The organism is Kitasatospora sp. NPDC002543 (assembly GCF_053594915.1).
In genome coordinates this window covers 37,143-62,323 of record NZ_JBSFWR010000008.1, presented here as the reverse complement: position 1 = coordinate 62,323, position 25,181 = coordinate 37,143, and the positions used below count along the sequence as shown (strand labels likewise).

Sequence of the window (25,181 nt, the reverse complement as noted above, 5' to 3'; positions counted from 1 at the left end):
GCGGGGCCGTTGACCAGATCATATGAGGTTAGATTAGGCTAACCTAAGTAAGGCGTTCCGGATCCCCGAGGAGCTCTCCACCCCATGCCTGCCGTCGAAACCCAGATCGCCGACAGCCAGATCGCCGACAGCCCGGCCGCCGACAGTCCGGCCGGTGACAGCCCGGCCGGTGACAAGCCGGTTGCCGACAGCCCGGCCGGTGACGGTCGGACCGCCGACGGCGAGGCCGCCGACGTCCCCCTGCTCGCCGCCCAGGCCGCCATCTGGTACGCCCAGGCCCTCGACCCCGCGAGCCCGGTCTACAACACCGGCGACGCCGTCGAGATCACCGGTCCGCTCGACGAGGACCGGTTCGAAAAGGCGCTGCGGCAGGCGGTGGAGGAGGCGGAGGCGCTGAGCGCCGTCGTCGTCACCGGCCCGGACGGCACGCCCCGCCAGCGGCTGCGCCCCGGCCGCCGCTGGCCGCTGCACCGCCTCGACCTGCGCGCCGCCGACGACCCGGCGGCCGAGGCCGAGGCCTGGATGCGTGCCGACCTCGCCCGCCCGGCCGACCTCGCCGAGGGCCCGCTGTTCACCCACGCGCTCATCCGGCTCGCCGAGGACCGTCGGCTCTGGTACCGCCGCATCCACCACCTCGCCGTCGACGCCTACGCGTTGACGCTCCTCGGCGACCGGGTCGCCGCCCTCCACACCGCCGCGGTCGCCGGCGCCGAGCCCGCGCCGAACCCCTTCGCCGGACTCGCCGAGGCCGCCGCGGAGGAGGCCGAGTACCGGGCGAGCGCGCAGTACGAGGCCGACCGCGCCCACTGGGCCGCCCGGATGGCCGACGCCGACACCCCGGCCACCCTGCCGGGCACCCCCGAGCCCGCCGACGGCGAGGAGAGCGCCGCGTCCGGCGCCCCGATCCGCCTCACCGCCGAACTGCCCGCCGGCACCCGTGAGCGCCTGGAGCGCGCCGCCGACACCGTCCGGGCCACCTGGGCCGAGCTGCTCCTCGCCGCCGCGGCCGGCTACCTGCACCGCACCGCCGGCACCCAGGACGTCGTCCTCGGCCTGCCGCTCGCCAACCGCCGCGGCCCGGCCGCCCTGCGCACCCCCGTCGCCGCCGCCAACGTGCTCCCGCTGCGCCTCGCCGTCCGCCCCGCCCACAGCGCCGAGGCCCTGCTGCGCGCCGTGGTCCGCGAGCTGCGCGCCGTCCGCCGCCACCAGCGCTACCCGCTGGAGGAGTTGCGCCGCGACCTCGGCCGCACCGGAGACCGCCGCTCCCTGTTCGGCCCGATGGTCAACATCAAGGCCTTCGAGAACGACCTCGACCTGGCCGGGCTGCCCGGCACCGTCCGCAACCTCGCCGCCGGCCCGGTCGACGACCTCGCACTGAACGTCTCGCCCGGCCCGGACGGCGCGCTGCGCCTGGTCATCGACGCCGATCCGGCCCGCTACGGTGCCGCCGCCCTCGCCGCCCACCGCGACGGCCTGCTGCGCTACCTCGACGCCCTCGCCGACCTCCTGCTCACCGACCCGCGGACGCCGATCGCCCGGATCGACCTGCTCGACCGGGACGGCCTGCGCCGCGCCACCGAAGGCCGCACCGAGCCCCCGGTCGAACGGACCGTGCCCGAGCTGTTCGCCGAGCAGGCCGCCCGCACCCCCGATGCGGTGGCCGTCCGCTCCGGCCGGGCCGCGCTGACCTACCGGCAGCTCGACACCGCCGCCGACCGCCTCGCCCACCGGCTGACCGCCCTCGGCGTCCGGGCCGGCGCACCGGTCGCGATCGCGCTGCCGCGCGGCACCGACACCCTGGTCGCGATGCTCGCCGTCCTCAAGGCGGGCGGCGCCTGCGTCTCCCTCGACCTCGCCCACCCCGCGCAGCGCCTCGCCGCCGTGCTGGCCGACGCCCGCCCGGTCTGCGCGATCGGCACCGCCGAGGCCATCGCCGGCCTCGACCTGCCCGACGGCCTGCCCACCGTCCGACCGGACGCGGCCGGCGAGGAGCCCGGACGCGAGCCCGGCGAGGAGCCCGGACGCGAGCCCGGCGACGTGAGCGGACGCGGGCCCGGCGACGTGAGCGGACGCGGGCCCGACGGCGCTCCGCCCGCGCCCGCCCCGCACCAGCCCGCCTACGTGCTGCACACCTCGGGCTCCACCGGCCGCCCCAAGGGCGTGGTGGTCACCCACGCCTCGCTGGCCAACCTGTACGCCGGCCTGGGCGAGGACCACATCGCCCCCGCCGTGCGCCGCACCGGCCGGGACCGGCTGCGCGTCGCCCACAGCGCCTCGTTCGCCTTCGACGCCTCCTGGGACCCGGTGCTCTGGATGGTCCACGGCCACGAGCTCCACCTGCTGGACGACGCCACCTACCGCGACCCGGCCGCGCTCGCCGCCCACCTCGACCGCGAGCACATCGACTACCTCGACCTCACCCCCTCCTACCTCGAAGTCCTGCTCGCCGAAGGCATCCTGGACGAGGGCCGGCACCGCCCGTCCGTCCTCGTGGTCGGCGGCGAGGCCACCCCGCCCGCCCTCTGGCAGCGCCTGGCCGCCGTCCCCGGCCTCCACCCGGTCGACCTCTACGGCCCGACCGAGACCACCGTGGACGCCTACGCCTGGACCCCGGGCCCGGACGGCGCCCCGCGCGGCCGGGTGGTGCGCGGCTCCCGCGCCTACGTCCTGGACGGCTCGCTGCGCCCCGCGCCCGACGGCGTCACCGGCGAACTGTACGTCGCCGGCGCCTGCCTGGCCCGCGGCTACCTCGGCCGCCCCGACCTCACCGCCGAGCGCTTCCTCGCCGACCCCTTCGGGCCGCCAGGCGGCCGGATGTACCGCACCGGCGACCTCGCCCGGCGCCGTCCTGACGGCACCCTGGAGTTCCTCGGCCGGGCCGACGACCAGGTGAAGATCCGCGGATTCCGGATCGAACCCGGCGAGATCGCCGCCGTCCTCGCCGAACTGCCAGGCGTCGCACAGGCCGTGGTGATCGCCCGGCCCGGTCCGCAGGGCAAGCGCCTGCTCGGCTACGCCGTCCCGGAAGCCGGCAGCGCCCCCGACCCGGAGGGGCTGCGCGCCGCGCTCGCCGCCCGGCTGCCCGCGCACATGGTCCCGGCGGCCGTCCTGCTGCTGGACGAACTCCCGCGCACCGCCCACGACAAGCTCGACCACCGCGCCCTGCCGGAGCCGGCCGCGACCACCGAGGGCGAGGCGCCCGCCACGCCCGAGGAGGAACTGGTCTGCGGCCTGTTCGCCGAGGTCCTCGGCCTGTCCCGGGCGCCCGGCCGGGAGGCCTCCTTCTTCGACCTCGGCGGCCACTCGCTGCTCGCCGGACGCCTGGCCGCGAGGCTGCGCGACACCTTCGCCGCCCCGGTCGGCTTCGCCGACGTGTTCCGGCAGCCGACCCCGGCCGGGCTCGCCGCCCACCTCCGGGCCGGCGGGGAGACCGAGCGACGCTCCGCCCCGGTGCCGGTGCCGCGCACGGAGCGGATGCCGCTCTCGCCCGCCCAGCGCGGCCTCTGGTTCCTGCACCGCCTCGAAGGCCCCAGCCCCACCTACAACATCCCGCTGGTGCTCACCCTCACCGGCCCGCTGGACCGCGGCGCGCTCGTCCTCGCCCTCGGCGACCTCGTCTCCCGGCACGAAGTCCTGCGCACGGTCTACGGGGAGGAGCCGGACGGCACGCCGTACCAGCGCATCCTGGCCCCTTCGGGCATCGAACTGCACGACGGGAGCGGCGACTTGGCCGGTTCCGTCCGGTACGCCTTCGACCTGGCCGCCGAAGCTCCGCTGCGCGCCACCCTGTTCGCCGGTGCCGTCGAAGCCGTCGGTGCCGCCGGTGCCGATGCGTCCGCCGGGTCTGCCGTGTCCGCCGCGTCCGCCGCGTCCGCCGACGGCGCGCAGCGGCACACCCTGCTCCTGCTGCTCCACCACATCGCGAGCGACGGCGCCTCCACCACCCCGCTGCTGCGCGACCTGGCCGCCGCCTACACCGCCAGGGTCGCCGGTCGCGCGCCCGAACTCCCCGAACTCGCCGTCCAGTTCGCCGACCACGCGGCCTGGCAGCGGGAGCGGATCGGAACCGCCGACGAGCCCAGCCCGCTGGCCGTCCGGCAGGCGGAGCACTGGCGCACCGCGCTCGCCGGACTGCCCGACCAGCTGGAACTGCCGCTGGACCGTCCGCGCCCGGCCGTCGCGGGCCACCAGGGCGCCACCGTGCCCTTCGCGCTCGGCCCCGAGGCGCACGCCGCCCTGGCCGGGCTCGCCCGGGCCGCCGACAGCACCGTCTTCATGGCCGTCCAGGCCGGGCTCGCCGCCCTGCTCACCCGGCACGGCGCCGGCACCGACATCCCGGTCGGCACCCCGGTGGCCGGCCGCGAGGACGAGGAGAGCGCCGCACTGGTCGGCTACTTCGTCAACTCGGTGGTGCTGCGCACCGACACGTCCGGAGATCCGAGCTTCCGCGAACTGCTGGCCCGCGTCCGGGCCACCGTGCTCGCCGCGCACGAGCACGCCGAGCTGCCCTTCGACCGCCTGGTCGAGGAACTCAACCCGGCCCGCTCGCTCGCCCGCCACCCGCTGTTCCAGGTGATGCTCGCCTGGCAGAGCCGCCCGGACGAGCGGATCGCCCTGGGCGGCGGCCTCACCGCCGACATCGCCGCGATCCCCAGCGGGACCGCCAAGTTCGACCTCACCCTCAACGCCGGTGAACTGCCCGGCGGCGGCATCGGCGGCTTCCTGGAGTACCGCACCGACCTCTTCGACGCCGCCACCGCGGCCGCCCTGGGGGAGCGCCTGACCAGGCTGCTCACCGCCGCCGCGAGCGCCCCCGACACCGCGATCGGCCGGCTTCCGCTGATCGGCGAGGAGGAGCGGCTGCGCGCCCTGGTCGCGTGGAACGGCGGCGCCCCGGCCGAGCCCCGAACCCCGGCCGAGCCCCGAACCCCGGCCGAGCCCCGAACCCCGGCCGACGCCGGAACCCCCGTCGCCCCGGAGAACCCGAACGCGACCCTCCCCGAGCTGTTCGAGGCGGCGGCCGCCGCCAACCCCGGCTCCGTCGCGGTCAGTTTCCGGGAGCAGCAGCTCGACTACGCCGAACTCGCCTCCCGTTCCGACCGGTTGGCCCGGCTGCTGGCCGCCGAGGGCATCGGCCCCGGCACCATCGTCGCGCTCGCCCTGCCGCGCTCGCTCGAACTCGTCGTCGCCCTGCTGGCGGTGGCCAAGTCCGGCGCCGCGTACCTGCCGCTCGACCCCGACTACCCCGCCGACCGGCTCGCCTACATGCTGGCCGACGCCGCCCCGGCCGCCCTGCTCACCGACCGGGACACCGCACCCCGACTGCCCGCCCACGAGGTGCGGCAACTCCTGGTCGACGGGCCCGAGTCCGCCGCCTTCCCGGCCACCCCGCTGGCGCAGCACGAGCGCACCCGCCCGCTGCGCGCCGAGGACACCGCCTACGTCATCTACACCTCCGGCTCGACGGGCCGCCCCAAGGGCGTGCCGGTCACCCACCGCAACGTCGTCCGGCTGTTCGGTGCCACCGACCACTGGTTCGGCTTCGGTGCCGAGGACGTGTGGACGCTGTTCCACTCCTACGCCTTCGACTTCTCCGTCTGGGAGCTGTGGGGCGCGCTGCTGCACGGCGGGCGGCTGGTCGTCGTCCCGCACCTGGTCAGCCGGGACCCGGCGGCCTTCCTGGAGCTGCTCGCCCGCGAGCGGGTCACCGTGCTCAACCAGACGCCGTCCGCCTTCTACCAGCTCAGCGCCGCCGACCGGGACCGCCCCGGCAGCGAACTCGCCCTGCGCTACGTGGTGTTCGGCGGCGAGGCGCTCGAACTGGCCCGGCTGGACGACTGGTACGACCGGCACGCCGAGGACGCGCCCACCCTGGTCAACATGTACGGCATCACCGAGACCACCGTGCACGTCTCGTACATCGCCCTCGACCGGGCGACCGCCGCCGCCGGGAGCAGCAGCACCATCGGCGTCAACATCCCGGACCTGCGGGTCTACGTCCTCGACCAGCACCTCCAGCCCGTGCCGCCCGGCGTCACCGGCGAGATGTACGTGGCCGGGGCGGGACTGGCCCGCGGCTATCTCGGCCGTCCCGAACTGACCGCCACCCGTTTCGTCGCCGACCCGTACGCCGAGCTGTTCGGCGAGCGCGGCACCCGGATGTACCGCTCCGGGGACCTCGCCCGCCGCCGCGCCGACGGTGTGCTGGAGTACTTCGGCCGGGCCGACCAGCAGGTCAAGCTGCGCGGGTTCCGGATCGAACTCGGCGAGATCGAGGCGGTGCTGGCCGCCCACCCGGCCGTCGCCGACGCCGCGGTGGTGGTCCGCGAGGACGTGGCGGGGGACAAGCGGCTGGTCGGCTACGCGGTGGCCGCCGGCACCTCGCCGGAGGAACTGCGCGCCCACGCGGCCGTCGAACTGCCCGCCCACATGGTGCCCTCCGCCGTCGTCCTGCTCGACCGCCTCCCGCTGACCGCCAACGGCAAGCTCGACCGCCGCGCCCTGCCCGCCCCCGAGGCGCCGGCGGCGGGAGCCGGCCGCCCGCCGCGCACCCCGCGCGAGCAGCAGCTGTGCGAACTGTTCGCCGAGGTGCTGGGCGTGGCCGCGGTCGGCGTCGAGGACGACTTCTTCGCGCTCGGCGGGCACTCCCTGCTGGTCGTGCGGCTCGCCGGGCGGATCCGCGAGGTGCTCGGACTGGAGGTCGGCATCGGCGCGCTGTTCCAGGCGTCCACCGTGGCCGCCCTGGAGGCCGCCCTCACGGCGGGCGCGCCGGACACCGACGCCCTGGACGTGCTGCTCCCGCTGCGGCCCGTCGCCCCCGGCCGGCGGCGGCCGCTGTTCGCCGTCCACCCGGCCGGTGGCCTCAGCTGGTGCTACACCGGGCTGATCCGCAACCTGCCGGGCGAGGTGCCGATCTACGGCCTCCAGGCGCAGGGCGTCGGCGCCGCGACGGCCGGACTCCCGCTGCCCGCGACGCTGGAGGAGCTGGCCGCGCACTACGCCGACCGGTTGCGCGAGGTCCAGCCCGCGGGGCCGTACCGGCTGCTCGGCTGGTCCACCGGCGGGATCATCGCGCACGCGGTGGCCGTCCGGCTCCAGGAGCTGGGCCACGAGGTCGAGTTGCTCGCGATCCTGGACGCCTACCCGGCCGAGGGCTTCCGCGAGCTGCCCGTGCCCGACCAGGCCGAGGCGCTGGAGGCACTGCTCACCATGGGCGGCTTCGGGCCCGAGGACCTGGCCGGCCGGCCGCTCGAACTCGGCGCCGTCACCGAGGTGTTGCGCCGCGAGGGCAGCCCGCTCGCCGGTCTGGACGAGGCCACGGTGGCCGCGCTGAACGAGATCTACCTCAACACCAACCACCTGGTGCGCGGCTACGACCACCGCCGCTTCGAGGGCGACGTGCTGTTCTTCCGCGCCACCGTCGACACCATCGACGACACCCTGGTGCCCGAGCTCTGGGAGCCATACGTCTCCGGCCGGATCGCCAACACCGACGTGGCCTGCTCCCACAAGGACATGACCCTGCCCGCCCCGATCGCGCACATCGCGAGCGTGATCGCCGACCACCTCGCCGAACATCCCGTCGACCACCCCACCGCCGAACATTCCGCCGCCGAACATTCCGCCGCCGACCCGCGCACGACCCACGATGGAGAAGACCACCGATGAGCGACGCCCCCGCCAACCCCTTCGACGCCGACGGCGAGTTCCTCGCGCTCGTCAACCCCGAGGGGCAGCACTCCCTGTGGCCCGCCTTCGCCGCCGTCCCGGCCGGCTGGAGCGTCGCCCACGGCCCGTGCGAGCGAGCCGCCGCCCTGGAGTGGATCAGCACCCACTGGACCACCCTGTGACGCCTCCACCGGTGGAGGCCCCGGCGCGCCCCCTGCTCGCGGGGCGCGCCGCGGTGGTGGTCGTCTACACCGCCGCGATGTGCATGAACGGCCTGGACTCGACCATCGTCAACCCGGCGCTGTTCAGCATCGCCGAGGACTTCGGCCGGCCCGTCTCGGCGGCCAACGCGGTGGAGACCGCGTTCCTGGTCGGCCTCGCCCTTGGTCTGCCGGTGGCCGGCTGGCTCGGCGACCGCTACGGCGTCAAGCGGATCTTCCTCGGGGCCCTCGCCGTCTTCACCCTCGCCTCCGCGCTCTGTGCGGCGGCGCCCGGCCTGGGCACGCTGTCGGCCGCCCGGGCCGTCCAGGGCGTGGCCGGCGGGCTGCTCACCCCGGTCGGGATGACCCTGCTGTTCCGGGCCTTCGCCCCGCACGAGCGAGCCGGCCTGGGCCGCATCCTGATCGTCCCGACCGCGCTGATGCCCGCCCTCGGGCCGCCGCTCGGCGGCTTCCTCACCGAACACCTGTCCTGGCACTGGCTGTTCCTGGTCAACGTGCCGATCGGGGCGGCCGCGGTTCTCATCGGGCTGGTCGGCCTTCGCGGTGAACAGGAGCCCCCGGCCGGGCGCTTCGACACCACCGGGTTCCTGCTCGCCACCCCCGGCCTCGGCCTGCTGACCTACGCCCTGGGCTTCGGTCCGGCGCACGGCTGGACCTCCCCGGGCGTGGCCCTCGGCGGGCTGCTCGGCCTGGCCCTCCTGGCCGCGGCCGTACGGCACCAACTGCGTGCCGCCGAGCCGCTGGTGGACCTGCGGCTGCTCGCCGACCGGACCTTCGGCGCGGCGAGCTGGCTGGCCCTGCTGACCTCGGCCGGACTGATGGGCGCGCTGTTCGTGCTGCCGTTGCTCTATCAGGCGGCACGCGGAGCCTCGGCCCTGGACGCCGGGCTGAGCGTCTTCCCGGAGGCGATCGGGCTGATGGCCGCCTCACAGGTGGTGGACCGCCTGCTGCCCCGCCTCGGTCCGCGCCGCCTCGCGCTGCCCGGGCTGCTGCTCGCGGCGCTTGTCCTCGCCGCGCTCGGCTTCGCTGAGAACCCCTGGGCGGTAAGGGCGTTGATGTTCGGCGTCGGCCTGATCCTGGGCACCGCCGTGCTCACCGTCCAGATCGCCGGCTTCGCCGACGTCCCCGGCCCCGCCATGGGCCGCGCGATGGGCCTGTTCACCATCCTGCGCACCCTCGGCGGCGCCCTCGGCATCGCGGCCACCGCCGCGCTGATCGGCGCACTCGGCGACGGCACCGCCGCCGGGCCCTACCGCCTCGCCCTCCTGCTCACCGCCGCCCTGGTCGCCGCCGGCGCCCTCCTGGCCCGCCGCCTCCCCGCCGAGGCCCCGGGCCCTCCGCCGGAGGACTGACGGCGGAGCGGACCGTGGCGCCTCCGGTGCTCCGACTGTCGTACGGTGGTCGGAGCACCGGAGGAGAGCGCATGAACCCTGAGCAGTATCGTCTGCTCGAAGAGGCCCGCCGCAGCCTGCCGGACGGCTACAAGGTCGAGCTGTCCGGCGAGGTCATCGTGGTGCAGACGCCACCGTTGTCGATCCATCAGCTCAATCTGGCGATCGTCCAACGCCAGTTCGAGGCGCACTGCCCGGCCGGGTACTTCCCGACCGGGAACAGCGACCTCTCCTCGCCCGAGGTCGGATCCGTCCGCAACCCCGACCTCACGTACCTGCCCGAGGACGTCATCGAGCTGGGCCGGGAGATCCCCGCCGAACTGGCGCTGATCGCGGTCGAGATCGTCTCGCCGTCCAACCCCGACAACGACTGGAGCGGGAAGGTCCGCGACTACCCGCGGATGGGCTTCCCGCTCTACCTGATCGTGGACCCGCGCCAGAAGACGGTGACGCTGTTCTCCGAGCCCAACCGCGACCGCTACCACACCCGGACGGAGCGGGAGTTCGGCGAGAAGATCCGGATCCCCGCGCCGTTCGACTTCGAGCTGGACCTGGCCCGGCTGGTCCCTTACCGGAACTGACCCGCGTCGGGGCCGTTGTCGCGGGAGAAGCCGATGAAGTCGGCCCAGGCCTCGGCGGTGAAGGCGAGCTGTGGGCCGGCCTTGTCCTTGGAGTCGCGGACGTGGACGGTGCCTGGTGTGAGGGCGATCTCGACACAGGCGCCGCCTTCGGTCCCGCTGTGGCTGGATTTAAACCAGACCAGTTCGGTGCTCATAGCTCCTCCGCCAACTTGGCGATGAATTCCACCGAGGCCTCGGGGTTGAGGGCTCGTTGAAGGATCATTGCATGGCGTTGGCTCAGAAGGCTGACCTTCCCGGGTTCTGAGTGGAGCAGGCCCATCGCCTGCCCTTCCTCGTACGCCACTCGCTGGTGCTCTTGGTTGTCGAGAAGGATGAAGGGGCCGTTCAATCCCGGGTGCGCTCCCGCATCGGGTACGACCTGAATGACGATGTGGCGTGCTTTGCCAACGGTCAGCAGGTGGAGGAGCTGGTGTTTGTGAGCTTCTCCGGTGCTGAGGGGGTTCCGTAGCGGCGCCTCACCGATCAGGAAGTTGAACGACTTCGTCTGGGTCGTCAGAACGGTTTGGCGCGAGAGCCGCGCCGTAACACGCTCCTCGATGGTGTCGTCATCGAGCGGCGGCCAATGTGCGTTGAGGAGTGTCCGCGCGGTCTCTTCGGTCTGGAGGAGACCTGGAACGAGCAGCATTTCGAACCAATGGATGACGGTGGCCTCGGCCTCGTAACGCATGTACTCCTCGGCGAAGTACGGATACTTCTCGGGTAGCAGAAACTGTGCTCCCGCCAGCAGGATCCCCTTCGCGCCGCACATGTCGTCCGCCACCTGCAACATGTGCACGGACGGCTTGCGTCGCCCCGCCTCCATCGACCGCAGGCTCTCGATGCTGTACCCGGCCTCCTGCGCCAGGGCCTCCCTGCTGACGCCCGCACGGGTCCGCCACAGCTTGATCTGGTTGCCGCAGTACCGCCACGACATGGGCGGCGGCGTGGCGGGCGAGGACGCGTTCAAGGGGTACCTCCAGGCCGATCGATGCGAAGTTCGACGCTAGACGCCCGATGGCCTGGGGGTATGCGAATCAGTCCGAAACCATCCCCCCGGGTGACCGCCGGCCCGGCGGGGGCCGGGCCGGCGGTCAGGTGTCACGCGTGGCGGATCAGGCGGAGACGCGCCAGCGCTGGTTGTCGTCGCCGGTGCACTGCCAGACGCCGAGGACGACGCCCTGGGTGCTGCTGGTGAGGCAGCCGCCGTCGGCGCCGACGATCTCGTACTTTCCGCTGCCGACGGACCGCAGGGTCCACTTCTGGTTGTCGGTGCCGGCGTATCCCCACAGTTGGGCGAAGTAGCTGGTGCCGTCGACGGTCCGGGAGCGGTCGTTGTTGGCGTCGAGCGACGAGCCGGTGTTCAGGACCGGGGTGATCCGGTAGCGGCCGTCGGACAGGTGCTCCAGGTTCCAGCGTTCGGCGCGGTCGCCCGTCGAGTAGGCCCAGGACATCACCCGGGTGCCGTCGGTGGTCCGCGAGTGGTCGACGTCGGCGGCGAAACCGGTGCGGGCGTTGACGATGGTGACGTTGGTGGTCGGCAGCGTCGGGGCGGGCCCCGCGATCAGGTACGGGCTGTTCGCGACGTTCCAGTGGGAGGCGAGGTAACTGCCGGGCGCCGGGTTGGGGTTGAAGTACATGTCGTGGGTGCAGTCGATCCAGCCGGCGCCGGGGTGGCAGTCCGGTTCGGCGTCGATCATGGTGCCGGGCGGGTTGGGGATGCCGCCGTCGTCGTAGCAGAGCAGGTCGCCGTTGACGTAGCAGTGACCCTTGCTGGTCGAGTACTTGGCCGACGGCTTGACGGCGCCGAGGGTGTGGGTGAGCTCGTGCACGTCGACGTCGCGGTTGTCCCAGCAGCCGTTGATGCCGACGAGGACGATGCCGGTGCCGGTGGCGGGGTTGTCCTGGCCGGGCCGGTCGTCCCCGCCGCCACCGCCCCAGGCGAGGCCGCAGGTGGTGGACTCCACCCAGGTCAGGTACTTGCGGTCGTTGTTGTTGTAGCCGCGGCGGGCCAGCTCGTCGTGGACCGCGCCCTCGCCGCCGTTGACCGCGCTCTGCGGGATGACGACCCGCTCGACGACCGGCTCGCAGGTGGACGGGTTCTGGACGAACCGGATCGCGCGGTGGCCGCCGAGGGCGTCCGAGGTGCGCGCGTAGCGGGCGTTGAGGTGGTCGACGCGGGTGCGGAACTCGGGCACCAGTTGGTCGAAGCGGTCGGCGGTGGCGTCGCCGCGGACGTAGAGGAGCTGGACCCGCTTTCCGTTGACCCCGTTGCCGTCGCAGGCGATGGCGGCGGCTGCCGGAGCGGCGGCGAGGGACGGCTGCGCGGGTGCGGCGGTGGGCAGGTGGTCGTCCACGATCGTCTGCTCGACGGGGCGGCCGGCGGCGGGGGACCCACTGCCGTCGGCGACGGCGGGGCTCTGGAGGGCGGCGGCCACCAGGCCGGCTCCGAGCACCGCCCCGGTCAGTGCACGCATCAGGCGGGACCGTGCGCGTATCGACGCCATGTCATTCCCTTTCAGGGTGGACGGAAACGGTTCGTACTGTCGCGCGCCGGGGAGAGCGCCACCGCCACGGACCACGGGCACGCCGAGTCGGTTCGTGTCCGTCGTCCGTGGCGGGTCCATGGATTTCACAGTTCGTCCGTACACGGCAAGGATTGACAGTCGCGGCCTATCGGGCGTCCGGCGCCGGGTGTCGCGAATTCGACCGTCCGCGGGCGCGGGGCATCGCCGCAGGTGGCGGGCGCTTCAGCCGGCCGGCCGCCGGAGCAGCTCCGCCAGCCCGTCCGCCAGCCCGCCGCGCCAACAGGCGTAGTCGTGGCCGCCGTTGAACTCGCGGTAGGAGAGGTCGTAGCCGCGTGCGGTCAGCACGTCGCGCAGGTGGCGGTTCTGGCTGAGAAGCATCCACTCCTGGAGGCCGACCTCGATCCAGAAGCGGGCCGGGCGCCGTTCCTCGGCGGCGAAGCGGCGGGTGAGCCATTCGCTGCCCTCGTCGAACTCGGTCTCGTCGGGCCACCAGAAGGAGCCGGACTGGGAGAGCGCGTTGCCGAAGCGCTCCGGGCGGCGGTAGGCGGCGTAGGCGGCGGTGAGGCCGCCCGCGCTCTGGCCCGCGATCACGGTGGCGGCCGGGTCGGTGCTCGCGCCGAACTCCGCCGCGGCCCAGGGGAGGAGGCGGTCGGCGAGGAGGTCGACGAAGGCCGGGTTGCAGCTGAGGTCGTCCGGTCGCTCCGGCCCCAGGGTGTGCACCAGCAGGGCGACGGTGGGCGGGATCGCGCCGTCGGCCGTGAGGTTGTCGAGGGTGTCGCCGACGGACAGCACCTCGCCCCACATCTCGCCGTCCAGCAGCACCGCGACCGGGTACGGGCCCCGGCCGGGATCGTGCCCCGCCGGGAGGTGGACATCGACCCGTCGCCCGGCCACGGTGCGGGCGAGCGTGCGCCCGCGCGGCACGGCCTCGCGCCGCGCCACGTACGGCTGTGCGGGCGCGCCGGGCAGGCTGAGCACCGAGGAGGGGTGGCGGCCGCCGCGGGAGGGCAGCCGGGGCTCGGTGTCGTGCGGGTCGGGGAGGGCGCGGTCGAGGACGCGCAGCCAGTCGGGGCGGGTCGTGCCGGGGGCCTCGCCGCGGAACGGGTACAGCTGGTAGGAGGTGCGGTGGTCGGCGCGCAGCCGGTAGGTGATCGCCCATGTCCCGTCCTCCCGGCGGGACATCAGGTGGGGTGTCAGGTCCCCGGCATGGCGGTCCTTGTCGGTGACGGTGTGCAGCAGTGCGAGCACGCCGTCGCAGTCGGCGTCCCGGTGGGTGAGGGTGACGAGGCGGTAGGCGGGGTCGTCGGGGTCGAGGGCGACGAGCGGGGTTTCCACAGCAGTGACTCCAAAAGGCCTAAGCGGGGCTGCCCTTGCGGCCGAGCAGCACCCAGAGCAGGAACGGGCCGCCGAGGACGGTGGTGACGATGCCGACGGGGATCTCCACCCCGGCGAACAGCACCCGTCCCAGCGTGTCGGCGAGCACGACGAGCAGGGCGCCGGTCAGTGCCGAGCCGAGCACCGGCACCCGGGCGGGTCCGGCCAGCCGCCCGGCGATCACGGGGGCGGCCAGCGCCACGAACCCGACCGGCCCGCAGACGCCTACGGCCAGTCCGGCCAGGGCGACGGCCAGCAGCAGGCAGGCGAGCCGGACCCGGCCCGGGTCGACGCCGAGCGCGGAGGCGACGTTGTCGTCGAAGCGCAGCACCGCCAGCCGTCGGGCCACCACCAGCGCGAGCGGCACCAGCACCGCCAGTCCGATCAGGACGGGCGTGGCGACGGCGAGGTCCCGTCCGTTGAGGCTGCCGTTGGTCCAGATGTACAGCGAGCCGGCCGAGTTGAGCGAGCGCCGGGCCATCGCGACCTGGATGACGGCGGAGGCGAGCGCCGACATGGCGAGCCCGACCACCAGCACCCGGTAGCCGCGCGCGCCGAGCCCGCCGGAGGCCAGGGTGACGACCAGGACGGCGACCAGCGCGCCGAGCGGTCCGGCCCACCAGGCGCCGAAGGTGCCCGCGGCGCTGGCGGAGATCAGGACGGCGGCCGTCGCGCCGTCGTTGACGCCGAGGAGTTCGGGGGTGGCCAGGCGGTTGCGGGCGAGGGTCTGGGTGAGGCAGCCGGCCAGGCCGAGGGCGGCCCCGGCGGCCAGCCCGGCGACGATCCGGCCGAGGCGGAACTTCTGCACCAGCAGTACGTCCAGCCGGTCGCCGTAGCCGAACACCGCCTGGAAGGTCCGGGTGAGGTCGAGTTCGCTCTGGCCGGCGTGCGCCGAGACCACGACGGCGGCCAGCAGGGCGGCGGCCAGGCCGAGCGAGGCGAGCAGGGCGCGGTGCGGCAGCAGCAGGGACCAGGCGCCGTAGCGCAGCTTCACGTCAGGCCTGGGCGGGGCCGGTTCGCCGCGGCGCCGGCCGGCCGGCGCGGACTCGGTCGGATCGCCCATGGCCAGGGCGGCGGAGCGCCGGGAGCGGACGATCGCGATCAGGGCGGGGGCCCCGATCAGTGCGACGATCACCGACACCGGTGCCTCGAAGGGGCGGGCCACCACGCGGGCGAGCACGTCCGAGGCGGTCAGTACGGCGGCGCCGAACAGTGCGGCGAGCACGGTGAGCCGGCCGACCCGGGGGCCGGCGACGGTGCGGGCGAGGAAGCCGGAGAGCAGCCCGAGGAAGGCGACCGGCCCGGCGAGGGCGACCGCCGAGGCGGTCAGCAGGGTGACGGCGACGGCGACGGCGGACCGGATGGCGCCGGGCCGGTGGCCGAGGCCGCGGGCGAGGTCGTCGCCGAGGGCGAGCGCGGTCAGCGGCCGGGTGGTGAGGGCGGCGAGCAGGAACCCGGCGCCGAGCACGGGGGCGAGCTGACGCAGTGTCGTCCAGCCCTCCACCCCGGCCAGCGAGCCGAGCACCCAGACCCGGTACCGCTCGTACGCCTCGGGGGAGTTGACGATGAGGACGTCGGTGAGGCCGCGGAAGATCGCCGCGACCGCGGAGCCGGCGAGCACCAGGCGCATCGGCGAGCCGCCGCCCCGGGTGCTCGCGACCAGCAGCACCACGGTGCTGGCGAGCACCGCGCCGCCGAAGGCGAAGGCGAGGTAGCCGAAGGAGGTCTGTACGCCGAGCACGGCGATGCCGACCACGACGCCGAGCGAGGCGCCGGCGTTGACGCCGAGCAGGCCGGTCTCGGCGAGCGGGTTGCGGGTGACGGACTGCAGCTGCGCCCCGGCGACGCCGAGCGCGGCGCCGACCAGCAGGGCGGTGAGGGTGCGGGGAAGTCGCAGGTCGCCGACGACCAGTGCGAGCCGGCTGTCGGCGCGGGCGCCGTGGCGGTCGAGCAGGTAGTCCAGCACCTGTCCGGGGCCGACCTCTCCGGCGCCGACGGACAGCGAGAGGGCGGCGAGGGCGAGCAGGAGCACCACGACGGCGGTGACGGCAGGCCAGGTCGGGCGGGCCCCCTCGGGCGGGCGGCCGCGCCGGCCCGGTGGCGGCGTGTCCGGCGCGGTGGCGGGGGGCGCCGTGGGGACGCCGGCTTGCGACAATGTCATAAGGTAAGGCTAACCTAATGGCCGAGGCCGTCCCGCGGGGCACCCCCGTCCCGCCGAGTTGTCCGGACGCCGCTCAACTCCAGTACCACCATTGCCCGGAGGCACCCATGCCGTTCGCCCGTCGCCCGCTCAGCCCCGTCCGCCGCCGTGCGGCCCAGGCGCTGGCCGTCACCGGGGCGGCCGCGCTCCTGCTCACCGGCTGCGGCTCCTCCGGCTCCTCGTCCTCCGGCTCGTCCGCGGCCGCCTCCCCGGCGGCGGACGCCGGCAAGGGCAGCAGCGGCGACAAGCGGACCGTCAAGGACGCCACCGGCAAGGCCGTCGAGGTCCCCGCCGAGCCCAAGCGGATCGTCACCCTCACCCAGGAGGACCTGGACGCGGTGCTCGCCCTCGGCGTCAAGCCGGTCGGCATCACCAACGGCCAGGGGCTGGCCGAGCCGCCCGCCTACCTCAAGGACAAGGTGCAGGGCGTGCCGGTGGTCGGCAACCTGCTCCAGCCCGTGATGGACAAGGTGATCGCCGCCAAGCCCGACCTGATCCTGGCCGGCGACATGCAGGACGAGCAGGTGCTCAAGCAGCTGCGCGAGATCACCCCCGCCACGCTGGTCACCATGGCGCCGACCGACGACTGGAAGCTCGCCTTCCGGGGCATCGGCAACGCCGTCAACAAGCTGGACCAGGCCAACAAGGTGATCGGCGACTACGAGGCCAAGGCCGCCAAGGCGGGCGGCGAGCTCACCAAGAACAAGGGCGCCGCCGTCTCCATCGTGCGCTGGAACCCGGCCGGCCCGAGCTGGATGGAGAAGAAGCAGTTCGCCGGCGGCGTCGCCCTGGACATGGGCCTGACCCGCCCGGCCGCGCAGGACAAGGACGGCAACGCGCACAGCCCGGCCCTCAGCCTGGAGAAGCTCAACGAGATCGACGGGGACTGGCTGTTCCTGTCCACCCTGACCGACGACGGCAAGGCCGCGCTCAAGGACGTCCAGTCCAAGCCCGCCTACCAGGAGCTGGGCGCCGTGAAGAACAACCACACCGTCACCGTGGACGGTTCGGTCTGGTCCACCCGGGGCGGCCCGCTCGCCGCCGACGTCGTCATCGGCGACTTCTCCAAGGCGCTGGGCGGCAGCTGAGCGCGCGCCGGTCGAGGGGGAGACAGCCATGGAGTTGACGATCGAGGGTCTCAGCGCCGGCTACGGGCCGGGGCGCCCGGTGCTCGGCGGCGTCGACCTCACCGTCCCGGCCGGGCAGGTGGTGGCGGTGGTCGGCCCGAACGGCTGCGGGAAGTCCACCCTGCTGCGGTCCGTCGCGAGGCTGCACCGGCCGGACGGCGGGCGGGTCCTGGTCGGCGGCGAGGACGTGTGGCGGCTGCGCCCGCGCCAGGCCGCCCACCGGATCGCCCTGCTGCCGCAGAGCCCGCAGGCCCCGGAGGCGGTGACCGTCACCGGGCTCGTCCGCTACGGCCGCCACCCGCACCAGGGGCTGTTCCGCCAGTGGTCGGCCGAGGACGAGCGGCTGACCGCCGAGGCGCTGCGCGCCACCGGGGTGGAGGAGCTCGCCGACCGCCGGCTGGACCGGCTCTCCGGCGGCCAGCGGCAGCGCTGCTGGCTCGCCATGGTGCTGGCCCAGGACACCCCGGTGGTCCTGCTCGACGAGCCGACCAGTGCGCTCGACCTCGGGCACGTGGTGGAGGTGCTGGAGCTGGTCCGCCGGGTCGCGGCGGGCGGGCGGACGGTGGTCATGGTGCTGCACGACCTCGCGGCGGCCGCCCGCTACGCGGACCTGCTGGTCGCGCTGCGGGACGGCGCGGTGGTGGCCTGCGGGCCGCCGCGCGAGGTGGTGGACGCGCCGCTGGTGCGGGCGCTGTACGACATCGACAGCCATGTGCTCGCGGCGCCGGGCGACGGCGCGCCGGTGATCGTGCCCCGGGCGCCGCTGGACTGAGCGGGCGAGGGGTCGGGGGACGGGCGGGGCGGCTGCCCCGCCTTTCCTCATCTCATCGATCACCCGTTCGAGTGGTTTGAATTCGCCATGTCACGGCCCGAGTTCACCCCGCCGGTCGCGTTGTCAGTGCCCCTCGCTACGTTCCTCGCATCGCTGGTCAGCAAGGCGATCGACAGGTGTTTCCCTGGTGGGAGGAGTACGGCCGTGGCATGGGTGGAGACGGGCGCGGGAGGATACCGCGTCACGCTCGACGGGGAGGGCAGGGTGGTGTGCCGCAACGCGGCGGGCCGCGACCTCAAGTCCCTGCCGTCGAAGCTCGGTGACGACCCGGTGGTCACCCAGCTCAAGCAGCTCGCCGAGTGGCTGGCCGCGCACGAGCGCGGCTGCCTGGAGGACGTCGAGCGCTGGATGGTCCGCTCGCTGCCGGTGCCCGCCGCCGTGCTCACCGCCGTGTGGCCGGACGAGGCCTGGCAGCGCGTCCTGAAGGACCTCGTGGTCACCGCCACGGACGGCTCCGTCGCCGGCTTCCTGCGCGGCGCCGACGCCGAGCGCGGCCTCGGCCTCGTCGATCTGGACGGCGACACCGTGCGCCTCACCGACGGCGAGGTGCTGATACCGCACCCCGTCCTGCTCCACGACCTCGAAGAGCTGCGCGAGTTCGCCGTCGAGCTGGGCGTCTCCCAGCGCGTCCAGCAGCTCTACCGCGAGGTCTGGCACCGGCCCGCCGAGCCGCAGGCCGGCACCGAGGTCACCACCTACGCCGGCGGCCGCTACCGGGAGCTGCGCGAGCTGCTCGGGCGCTGCGCCAGGCTCGGCGTCCGGGTCCGCGGCGGCTCCGCCGTCCAGCCCGTCACCGAGGGCGGCCGCACCGTCGAGGCCCGGGTCTGGGTCGGCGACTACTACGAGTACGACGAGTGCGAGACCGGCGCGCTCAGCTGGGCCGGCCCCGACGGCCGCGTCCTGCCGCTCACCGAGGTCGGACCGGTCGCCTGGTCCGAGGGCATGCGGATGGCCGCCGCCCTGCACGCCGGCCGCACGATCCAGGGGGACGAGACCGCATGACCAGCACCGTGAACCCGACCATCGCGGGCCGAACCGCCGCGACTCCCGAGCAACTGCTCGACGCCGGAGCCGTGCTCCCGTCCGGCACCCTGCCCGACGCCGGCCGCCCCGACAGCGCCGCCGACGTGCTCACCGCCCGCGGCTACTCCCACCCCGCGCTCGACGGCCGCCGGATCGTCCGGCTCGTGCCCGGCGCGCTCGGCCCGGCCGAGGACCTCGCCCTCGACTTCCTCGGCCTGGCCCCCGAGGCCTCGCCCGCCGAGGTCGGCCAGGTCCGCCAGGAGGCGCTCGGCTTCCCCGCCTGGGCGCTGGTGCATGACCCGGCCAACGGCCACCACGCGCTCGCCCTGGTCAAGGAGATGGAGCGGCTCAACCGCCAGGCCGCCTCCAAGCCCGGCGCCGCCAAGGACGGCTTCGACGAACTGGCCGTCCGCCTGGGCCGGGCCGTCCCGCACTTCCTGCCCACCTTCTGCGAGGAGGTCGGCCGGATCTTCCTGCGCCACGAGAACCAGACCTACGCCGCCGCCTGGTTCGGCAAGGCCCGCGAGGCCGAGCGCACCCACGGCCTGACGGTGGACGAGGAACGGCTGCGCGCCGTCTTCCTGGAGTTCGCCCTGGCCGGCGCGCTCACCGTCAAGTCCCTGCGCCAGTACGTCAAGGAGCTCGCCCAGCGGCTCGACCCGCTGACGGCCTGGCAGCGCTTCCGCCAGCTGTGCACCGAGCGCTCCGCCGCCGGGATGGCCCCGTACGCCGGTGTCGCCGAGGACGCCCGCGCGCTGGTCAAGGCCGCCGGGCTGGACCGCGCCGAGCACGAACGGGCGCTGCTCGCCGAACTGCTGGACTCCCCGGCGGTCAACCGCGCACCGGCGGCGTTCTGGAAGTCCTGGCACGGCACGCTGGTCGAACTCGGCCGCGACGACGCCGCCGTCCGCACCCGCCTGCTGGAGCTGCTGCCCGACCCGGCCTCCCGGGAGCCGGCCCCGCACGACACCGCCTGGCTCGCGGTGCTCGCCGAGACCGGCGCCGAGGAACTCCTCACCGGCCCCCGCGCCGAGGGCGCCGAGCCCGCCGCCGCCTGGCTCCAGCGCTGGTGCAACCACCTCGGCCGCGGCTGGCGCAGCCGGCCCGGCTGCCCGGCCACCCTCGCGCTGGCCGGCCGGATGGTCGAGCGGCTGAAGGCCGACGCCGTCCCCGTCGACCTCCACACCGGCATCCGCGGCAGCTACACCCGGATCGACCTGCTGGACCTGCTGCTGACCGCGGGCGTGCCGGTGGCCGACCCGCCGGAGAGCCTCACCTTCGACCTGCGCGACTGGGCCGGCCAGTGCGGCCCCGACGGCCCCACCCTGGCCGCCGTCGCCGCCGACGAGCGCTACCGGCCCCTGCTGCGCCGCGCCGCCCCGCCCGCCTGGGAGACGGCCGTCAAACGGCAGGTGCCCGCCCTGCCGGTGCTGAACGAACTGTTCGCCGAATGGGCCGAGGAGCGCACGCGGGAGCTGTCCGCCGCGCGCGGCCTGGCCGGCGCCGCCGACCTGGTCCGCTCGATCAGCCAGTACCGCGAGGCCGTCCGGGCGGTCGCCCCGGCCTCCGCCGAGCGGATCGCCGCCCTCGACGTCACCACGCTGCTCACCGACGCCCTCCGGGCCGGCATCCTGGACGAGCTCGGCTGGCCCGCCCTGGAGGAGGCGCTCGGCCGGCTCGCCGACCCGCCCGCCGCCGACGCCCCCCGGCACCCCGTCCCCAGCCTGGGCGGCGCGGGCCTGAAGGGCCTGATCGTCGAGGACGCCTGGCCGCACCTGATCCTCTCCCGCCTCGACCGGGCCGTCGTGGTCGGCCCCGAGGGCATCGTGCTGGAGCGCACCCTCCGGCTGCCCGAGCAACTGCACCAGCGCAACCGGCTCCGGCTGCGCCTGGTCGACGGCGAACTGCTGGTCGTCTGGTCCCACGAGGGCAAGCAGCTCGCCTACTGGTCGAGCCGCCCGGACGAGCAGTTCGAGCTGGAGGGCGAGACCATCGCCGGCTACCACTACGGCGACCGCGAGCCCGAGCCGCCGTCCCTCCAACTGCCCGGCGGTGGCCGCACCACCGGCGAGCGCCCGCTGCACGCCGGCGACACCCGGATGCCCGCCGAACACCCCGTCCTCGGCGACGGCACCGGCTACTGGACGCTGCGCCACGCCTCCGACGGCGAGGCCGTCCTGCGCGAACTCGACCCGGCCACCGGCACCCTGGGCCGCACCTCCGAACCGCCGGTGATCGCCGCCACCGCCGGATCCGGCCGGCTGCTGCGGAGCAGCACCTGGCTGCTGCCGCTCCAGCCCGGCCTGGAAGGGACCCCGCTCGGCACCGACGGCACCGTGCTCGGCAGCTGGACGAGGATCGAGCCCGGAAAGGCCGTCACCACCTTCACGGCCGACGGGCAGCGCATCGTGCTGCCGCTGACCGGGCACCGCGCGGACACCGTCCCGGTGGGCCGGCTCGCCCTGCCCGGCGCGGGCGCCCCGGTCGTCAGCCACACCTCCGGCGACCACTTCTCGCTCAACCTGCCCGAGCTCACCGGCCGCACCGACCGCACCGTCGTGCTGCGCCCCTGCCGGTCCGGCGAACTCGCCGCCGCCGGAACCCCGCTCGTCCCGCCGTACCCGCACTGGCACGCCCTTCGCCCGCGCGACGAGGCCGGCTCGAAGGTGCTGCGCACCGTCACCGCCGAGCAGGCCGCCCGGCTGATCGACGCCGCCTGGCCGGTCGACACCGAGCCCGTCCCCGAGGGCGAGCAGTGCTGGCTCACCGTCCAGGGCGTGCGCCGCCCGCTCGCCCGGCACGGCTCGGCGCACCGCGTCCTGCCCGTCCCGGCGGTCGGCGGGATCCTGCCCGGCATCGCGCACCCCCGGCTGCTGGCCGGCGTCGCCGGGCTCGCCCGCACCGCCGCGGACCTGCTCGACCAGGTCGCCCGCTTCCTCCCGCAGCCGGAGGCCGAGCGCCCGAGCGAGGCGAAGAGCACCACGTGGCAGCCCGACCACGGGCGGGACCACGAACTGCGCGACGCCGTGCGCGCCGTGCTGCCCGAGAGCGACGGCTTCGGCAACAACTGGGGCTCGTCCGAGCAGTGGGCGGTGCTCAACAACCTGCGCACCGTCAGCGCCGTCCTGGCCGACCCGCCGGCCGCGGAGGGCGAGGGCTGGACCACCCCCACCACCGTCACCCTGCGCACCGGCGAGGTCCACCACGGCTGGCTCGGCCTGCTCGGCCGCCTGCACGCCCTCGCCTACGCGGTGGCCGCGCCGTACACCGAGCCCGCCCACCGGTCCTCGCTGGTCCTGCTGCTCGGCGAACTGTCCAAGGGCCCGCTGGCCGACCGCGGCGCCACCCTGCGCGAGGTCGTCCTCGCAGAACAGGTCCCGTTGGCCGCCAACGCGGGCTCCGGGCGGCCGGTCCCCCGCCGCGGGGGCGAGGTGCTGCGGCACGGCGACCGAACCGTCGTCATCCTCGCCCACCAGCGGCAGTACACCGACGGCGTGGTGCACTGGCTCGCCGTCGACCACGACCCGAGCGGGGAGTTCGGGCCCGTCGCGCACTTCACCACCGTCAAGGAGCGCGGCACCGAGGAGCGGATCGACGCCGCCTGGGTCGCCAAGTTCTGGCGGGTCGCCGCGCTGCGCGGCACCACGCCGTGGTCCCCGGACCAGGCCGAGGCCTTCAGCGCGCTCACCGGCATCGGCACCGCCCGCTCCACCCTGCTGCTCTGCCCGCCGTCCGGCCTGCTCCACTGGAGCGACGTCGCCGCGCCGGCCGAGTTCGGGCTCAAGGCCGCCGAGTTCAAGGCGGCCCGGGCCTGGCTGCGCCGCCACGACCACACCGGTCTCGCCGCCGTGTGGGGCGCCATGCTCCCCGCCGACCCGAAGACCCTGTGGACGGACGGCCCCGACCTCGCCGCCGGGGCCGAGGAGTGGATCCGGCGCTTCGGACGGCTCGTCACCCTCCCCGAGGAGGCACTGGCCACCGTCCAGGGCGTGTCCATCGACACCGTCGAGGCGGTGCTCAACCCCGCCCACACCCCGTGGCTCACCGGCCGCACCCGCTTCCGGGCCACCGACAAGGACGGGAACGGCCCGCGGCTGGTCGCCGAGGACGGCACCGCCGTGCCGGACTCCGGCGCGCTCGCCGCCACCGTCGGCGCCCTGCGCTGGCTCGCCTACCACCTGCCCGCCGACAGCCCGCTGCGCGCACTGCTGCCCACCGCCGCCACCGCGCTGCGCGACCGCCTGGCCGACCCGGAGCTGCTGCTCGACCTCCACGTGACCAGCACCGTCAAGAACGCGCCGCTGGCTGCCGTGCTGCGCACCCACTTCGGCCTGCCCGCCGAGGGCGGAGCCGACCCGGACGGCCTGGTCCGCTGCGGCCCCGCACTCGTCCTGGTGCCGTACCACGAGAAGTACGAGCGGATCTGGCTGCGCCCGGCCGCCCTCACCGGCCCCGACGACCCGCTGCTCGAACTGATCGACGGGCTCTGCGACGGCCACTGGTACCACACCGAGCGGGCGGCGATCGCCACCGTGCTGCGCGGCGAACCCGAGCGGCTGGCCGCCTCCGCCGCCGCGGTACCGGCCGCCGGCGAGGGCCCGGCCTGGCTGCAGAACCCGCAGCTCTCCGTCCCCGAGCTGGTCGCCGAGGTGTCCCGCACCCACGGCCTGGGCGAGGACGCGGCCACGCTCTACCTCCAACTGCTCGCCCTGCCCGACCCGACGGACCGCAACGCCGCCCGCTGGACGGGCTGGAAGCCCGCCCGGCTGAAGAAGGCCCGCGCCGAACTCGCCGCCACCGACCTGGTGCTGGAGGCCAAGCGCGCCCGGGCCGGCCGCAGCCTCTTCCTGCCCGGAGGCTGGCAGGAGGCCAAGTCCCCCGCCCTGCCGGCCGAGACCTGGAAGGCCGCCCTGTACGACCTGCCCACCCACCGGCCCGCGCTGGTCGACCTGCCCGTCCCCGAGCTGTTCGCCCGGGCCTGGCAGCGGACGGTCGACGGCGACGCCCCCGGCTACGAAGAGCTCCAGACCAGCAAGCGCAGGAAGGCCCGTCGATGAGCACGACCACCCCCACCCCCGCCGCGGACCGGCAGACCGTCCCGCCCGAGGAGAAGTACGCCGCCGAACTGGAGTTCCTGGCCGCCCACGACAGCGGCCCCCGCCCGCCCGGCTGGCGGCTGACCCCGCGCGCCGCGGTCACCTTCGTGATGGGCAGCGGCGGCGAGAAGCTCAAGGCCGGCCGCAGGAGCCTCGTCATCGAGCCCAAGTTCGTCGGCGAGCGCGCCCTGGTCGAGCGCTGCGTCGTCACCCTCGCCGGCGAGCGCGGCCTGCTGCTCGTCGGCGAGCCCGGCACCGCCAAGTCCATGCTCTCCGAGCTGCTCGCCGCCGCCGTCTGCGGCAGCAGCGCGCTCACCGTCCAGGGCACCGCCGGCACCACCGAGGACCAGCTCAAGTACGGCTGGAACTACGCCCTGCTGCTCGCCAAGGGGCCCAGCCGCGAGGCACTCGTCCCCTCGCCGGTGCTCACCGCGATGACCACCGGCGCGGTCGCCCGGGTCGAGGAGGTCACCCGCTGCCTGCCCGAGGTGCAGGACGCCCTGGTCTCGCTGCTCTCCGAACGGCGCATCGCCGTCCCCGAACTGGCCGGCACCCCGGACGGGCAGCTGCACGCCGCGGCCGGCTTCACCCTGATCGCCACCGCCAACCTGCGGGACAAGGGCGTCAGCGAGATGTCCGCGGCACTCAAGCGGCGGTTCAACTTCGAGACGGTCGGCCCGATCGGCAGCCTCGCCGCCGAGGTCGAGCTGGTCCGCCGCCAGTCCACCGCCGCCGTGGCGCGGGCCGGCGCCGCCTACGCGGTGGACGACGCCGTCCTGGAGGCCCTGGTCACCGCCTTCCGGGACCTCCGCACCGGCCGCTCCACCGAGGGCTGGGACGTCGAACGCCCGTCCACCGTGATGAGCACCGCCGAGGCGGTGTCCGTCGCCACCTCGCTCGGCGTCAGCGCCGCCTACCTGCCCGACGGCGGGGACCTGCTCGGCCGGCTGCCCGGCCAGCTCCTCGGCGTGGTCCGCAAGGACGAGCCGTCCGACGCGGCCCGGCTGCTCGGCTACTGGGACGGCCCGGTCCGCCGCCGCGCCGAACAGGGCGCCGCCACCTGGCGCACCCTGTGGGACCTCCGCCCGGCACTGGAGGCCTGAT

Annotated in this window: 13 protein-coding genes and 1 pseudogene; 9 read left to right on the top strand and 5 right to left on the bottom strand. The window is 75.0% G+C overall.

From position 1 onward, the window contains the following. Positions 1 to 84: 84 nt before the first annotated feature. The 4 genes from ACWD4P_RS05880 to ACWD4P_RS05865 all read left to right on the top strand — a co-directional run bounded on the left by ACWD4P_RS05880 (position 85) and on the right by ACWD4P_RS05865 (position 9,861). Positions 85 to 7,668, top strand: a complete 7,584-nt coding sequence (locus tag ACWD4P_RS05880) for an amino acid adenylation domain-containing protein (RefSeq protein ID WP_449778691.1) — start codon at positions 85 to 87, stop codon at positions 7,666 to 7,668. Continuing rightward, positions 7,665 to 7,850, top strand: coding sequence for an MbtH family protein (locus ACWD4P_RS05875; RefSeq protein ID WP_449778690.1), 186 nt, complete (start codon positions 7,665 to 7,667; stop codon positions 7,848 to 7,850). Before ACWD4P_RS05880 ends, ACWD4P_RS05875 begins: the two co-directional genes overlap by 4 nt. Then, positions 7,847 to 9,241, top strand: coding sequence for a DHA2 family efflux MFS transporter permease subunit (locus tag ACWD4P_RS05870; protein ID WP_449778689.1), 1,395 nt, complete (start codon positions 7,847 to 7,849; stop codon positions 9,239 to 9,241). The genes ACWD4P_RS05875 and ACWD4P_RS05870 overlap by 4 nt, the downstream gene beginning before the upstream one ends. A gap of 71 nt (positions 9,242 to 9,312) precedes the next feature. After that, a complete protein-coding gene (locus ACWD4P_RS05865; protein ID WP_449778688.1) occupies positions 9,313 to 9,861 on the top strand; it encodes a Uma2 family endonuclease in 549 nt (182 codons plus the stop codon). On the opposite strand, the gene ACWD4P_RS05860 is transcribed toward ACWD4P_RS05865, so the two are convergent. The 5 genes and pseudogenes from ACWD4P_RS05860 to fhuB form a co-directional block, all read right to left on the bottom strand. Continuing rightward, a complete protein-coding gene (locus ACWD4P_RS05860; protein ID WP_449778687.1) occupies positions 9,849 to 10,055 on the bottom strand; it encodes a DUF397 domain-containing protein in 207 nt (68 codons plus the stop codon). The genes ACWD4P_RS05865 and ACWD4P_RS05860 overlap by 13 nt on opposite strands. Continuing rightward, positions 10,052 to 10,867, bottom strand: a complete 816-nt coding sequence (locus ACWD4P_RS05855; RefSeq protein WP_449778686.1) for a helix-turn-helix domain-containing protein — start codon at positions 10,865 to 10,867, stop codon at positions 10,052 to 10,054. Before ACWD4P_RS05855 ends, ACWD4P_RS05860 begins: the two co-directional genes overlap by 4 nt. A 145-nt stretch (positions 10,868 to 11,012) precedes the next feature. Next, the gene (locus tag ACWD4P_RS05850) at positions 11,013 to 12,374 is read right to left on the bottom strand and encodes an RICIN domain-containing protein (protein ID WP_449778685.1); all 1,362 of its coding nucleotides are present in this window, start codon (positions 12,372 to 12,374) and stop codon (positions 11,013 to 11,015) included. Positions 12,375 to 12,647: 273 nt separating this feature from the next. Beyond that, positions 12,648 to 13,769: pseudogene (gene fes, locus ACWD4P_RS05845) on the bottom strand (enterochelin esterase); the annotation flags it as partial. A gap of 10 nt (positions 13,770 to 13,779) precedes the next feature. After that, positions 13,780 to 15,960, bottom strand: coding sequence for a Fe(3+)-hydroxamate ABC transporter permease FhuB (gene fhuB / locus ACWD4P_RS05840; RefSeq protein ID WP_449778684.1), 2,181 nt, complete (start codon positions 15,958 to 15,960; stop codon positions 13,780 to 13,782). A 107-nt stretch (positions 15,961 to 16,067) separates the two neighbouring features. Here fhuB and ACWD4P_RS05835 point away from each other — a divergent pair, with 107 nt between their 5' ends. The 5 genes from ACWD4P_RS05835 to ACWD4P_RS05815 all read left to right on the top strand — a co-directional run bounded on the left by ACWD4P_RS05835 (position 16,068) and on the right by ACWD4P_RS05815 (position 25,180). Next, positions 16,068 to 17,087: an ABC transporter substrate-binding protein gene (locus tag ACWD4P_RS05835; RefSeq protein WP_449778683.1), complete on the top strand. Its 1,020-nt coding sequence runs from the start codon at positions 16,068 to 16,070 to the stop codon at positions 17,085 to 17,087. A 28-nt stretch (positions 17,088 to 17,115) separates the two neighbouring features. Next, a complete protein-coding gene (locus tag ACWD4P_RS05830) occupies positions 17,116 to 17,898 on the top strand; it encodes an ABC transporter ATP-binding protein (RefSeq protein ID WP_449778682.1) in 783 nt (260 codons plus the stop codon). A 204-nt stretch (positions 17,899 to 18,102) separates the two neighbouring features. Then, on the top strand, positions 18,103 to 18,960 hold the full coding sequence (locus tag ACWD4P_RS05825; RefSeq protein ID WP_449778681.1) for a DUF4132 domain-containing protein: 858 nt from the start codon (positions 18,103 to 18,105) through the stop codon (positions 18,958 to 18,960). Beyond that, complete coding sequence (locus ACWD4P_RS05820) at positions 18,957 to 24,038, top strand: hypothetical protein (RefSeq protein ID WP_449778680.1); 5,082 nt, start codon at positions 18,957 to 18,959, stop codon at positions 24,036 to 24,038. The genes ACWD4P_RS05825 and ACWD4P_RS05820 overlap by 4 nt, the downstream gene beginning before the upstream one ends. Then, entirely contained in the window at positions 24,035 to 25,180 is a 1,146-nt protein-coding gene (locus ACWD4P_RS05815; protein WP_359819151.1) for an ATP-binding protein, read from the top strand. Before ACWD4P_RS05820 ends, ACWD4P_RS05815 begins: the two co-directional genes overlap by 4 nt. The last annotated feature ends 1 nt before the right edge of the window (position 25,181 follow it).

What these genes read in the sequence shown, in the direction of transcription:
- ACWD4P_RS05880 (WP_449778691.1), top strand. Translation starts at nt 85, where the DNA reads ATGCCTGCCGTCGAAACCCAGATCGCCGACAGCCAGATCGCCGACAGC.
- ACWD4P_RS05875 (WP_449778690.1), top strand. Translation starts at nt 7,665, where the DNA reads ATGAGCGACGCCCCCGCCAACCCCTTCGACGCCGACGGCGAGTTCCTC.
- ACWD4P_RS05865 (WP_449778688.1), top strand. Translation starts at nt 9,313, where the DNA reads ATGAACCCTGAGCAGTATCGTCTGCTCGAAGAGGCCCGCCGCAGCCTG.
- ACWD4P_RS05860 (WP_449778687.1), bottom strand. Translation starts at nt 10,055, where the DNA reads ATGAGCACCGAACTGGTCTGGTTTAAATCCAGCCACAGCGGGACCGAA.
- ACWD4P_RS05850 (WP_449778685.1), bottom strand. Translation starts at nt 12,374, where the DNA reads ATGCGTGCACTGACCGGGGCGGTGCTCGGAGCCGGCCTGGTGGCCGCC.
- fhuB (WP_449778684.1), bottom strand. Translation starts at nt 15,960, where the DNA reads ATGACATTGTCGCAAGCCGGCGTCCCCACGGCGCCCCCCGCCACCGCG.
- ACWD4P_RS05835 (WP_449778683.1), top strand. Translation starts at nt 16,068, where the DNA reads ATGCCGTTCGCCCGTCGCCCGCTCAGCCCCGTCCGCCGCCGTGCGGCC.
- ACWD4P_RS05830 (WP_449778682.1), top strand. Translation starts at nt 17,116, where the DNA reads ATGGAGTTGACGATCGAGGGTCTCAGCGCCGGCTACGGGCCGGGGCGC.
- ACWD4P_RS05820 (WP_449778680.1), top strand. Translation starts at nt 18,957, where the DNA reads ATGACCAGCACCGTGAACCCGACCATCGCGGGCCGAACCGCCGCGACT.
- ACWD4P_RS05815 (WP_359819151.1), top strand. Translation starts at nt 24,035, where the DNA reads ATGAGCACGACCACCCCCACCCCCGCCGCGGACCGGCAGACCGTCCCG.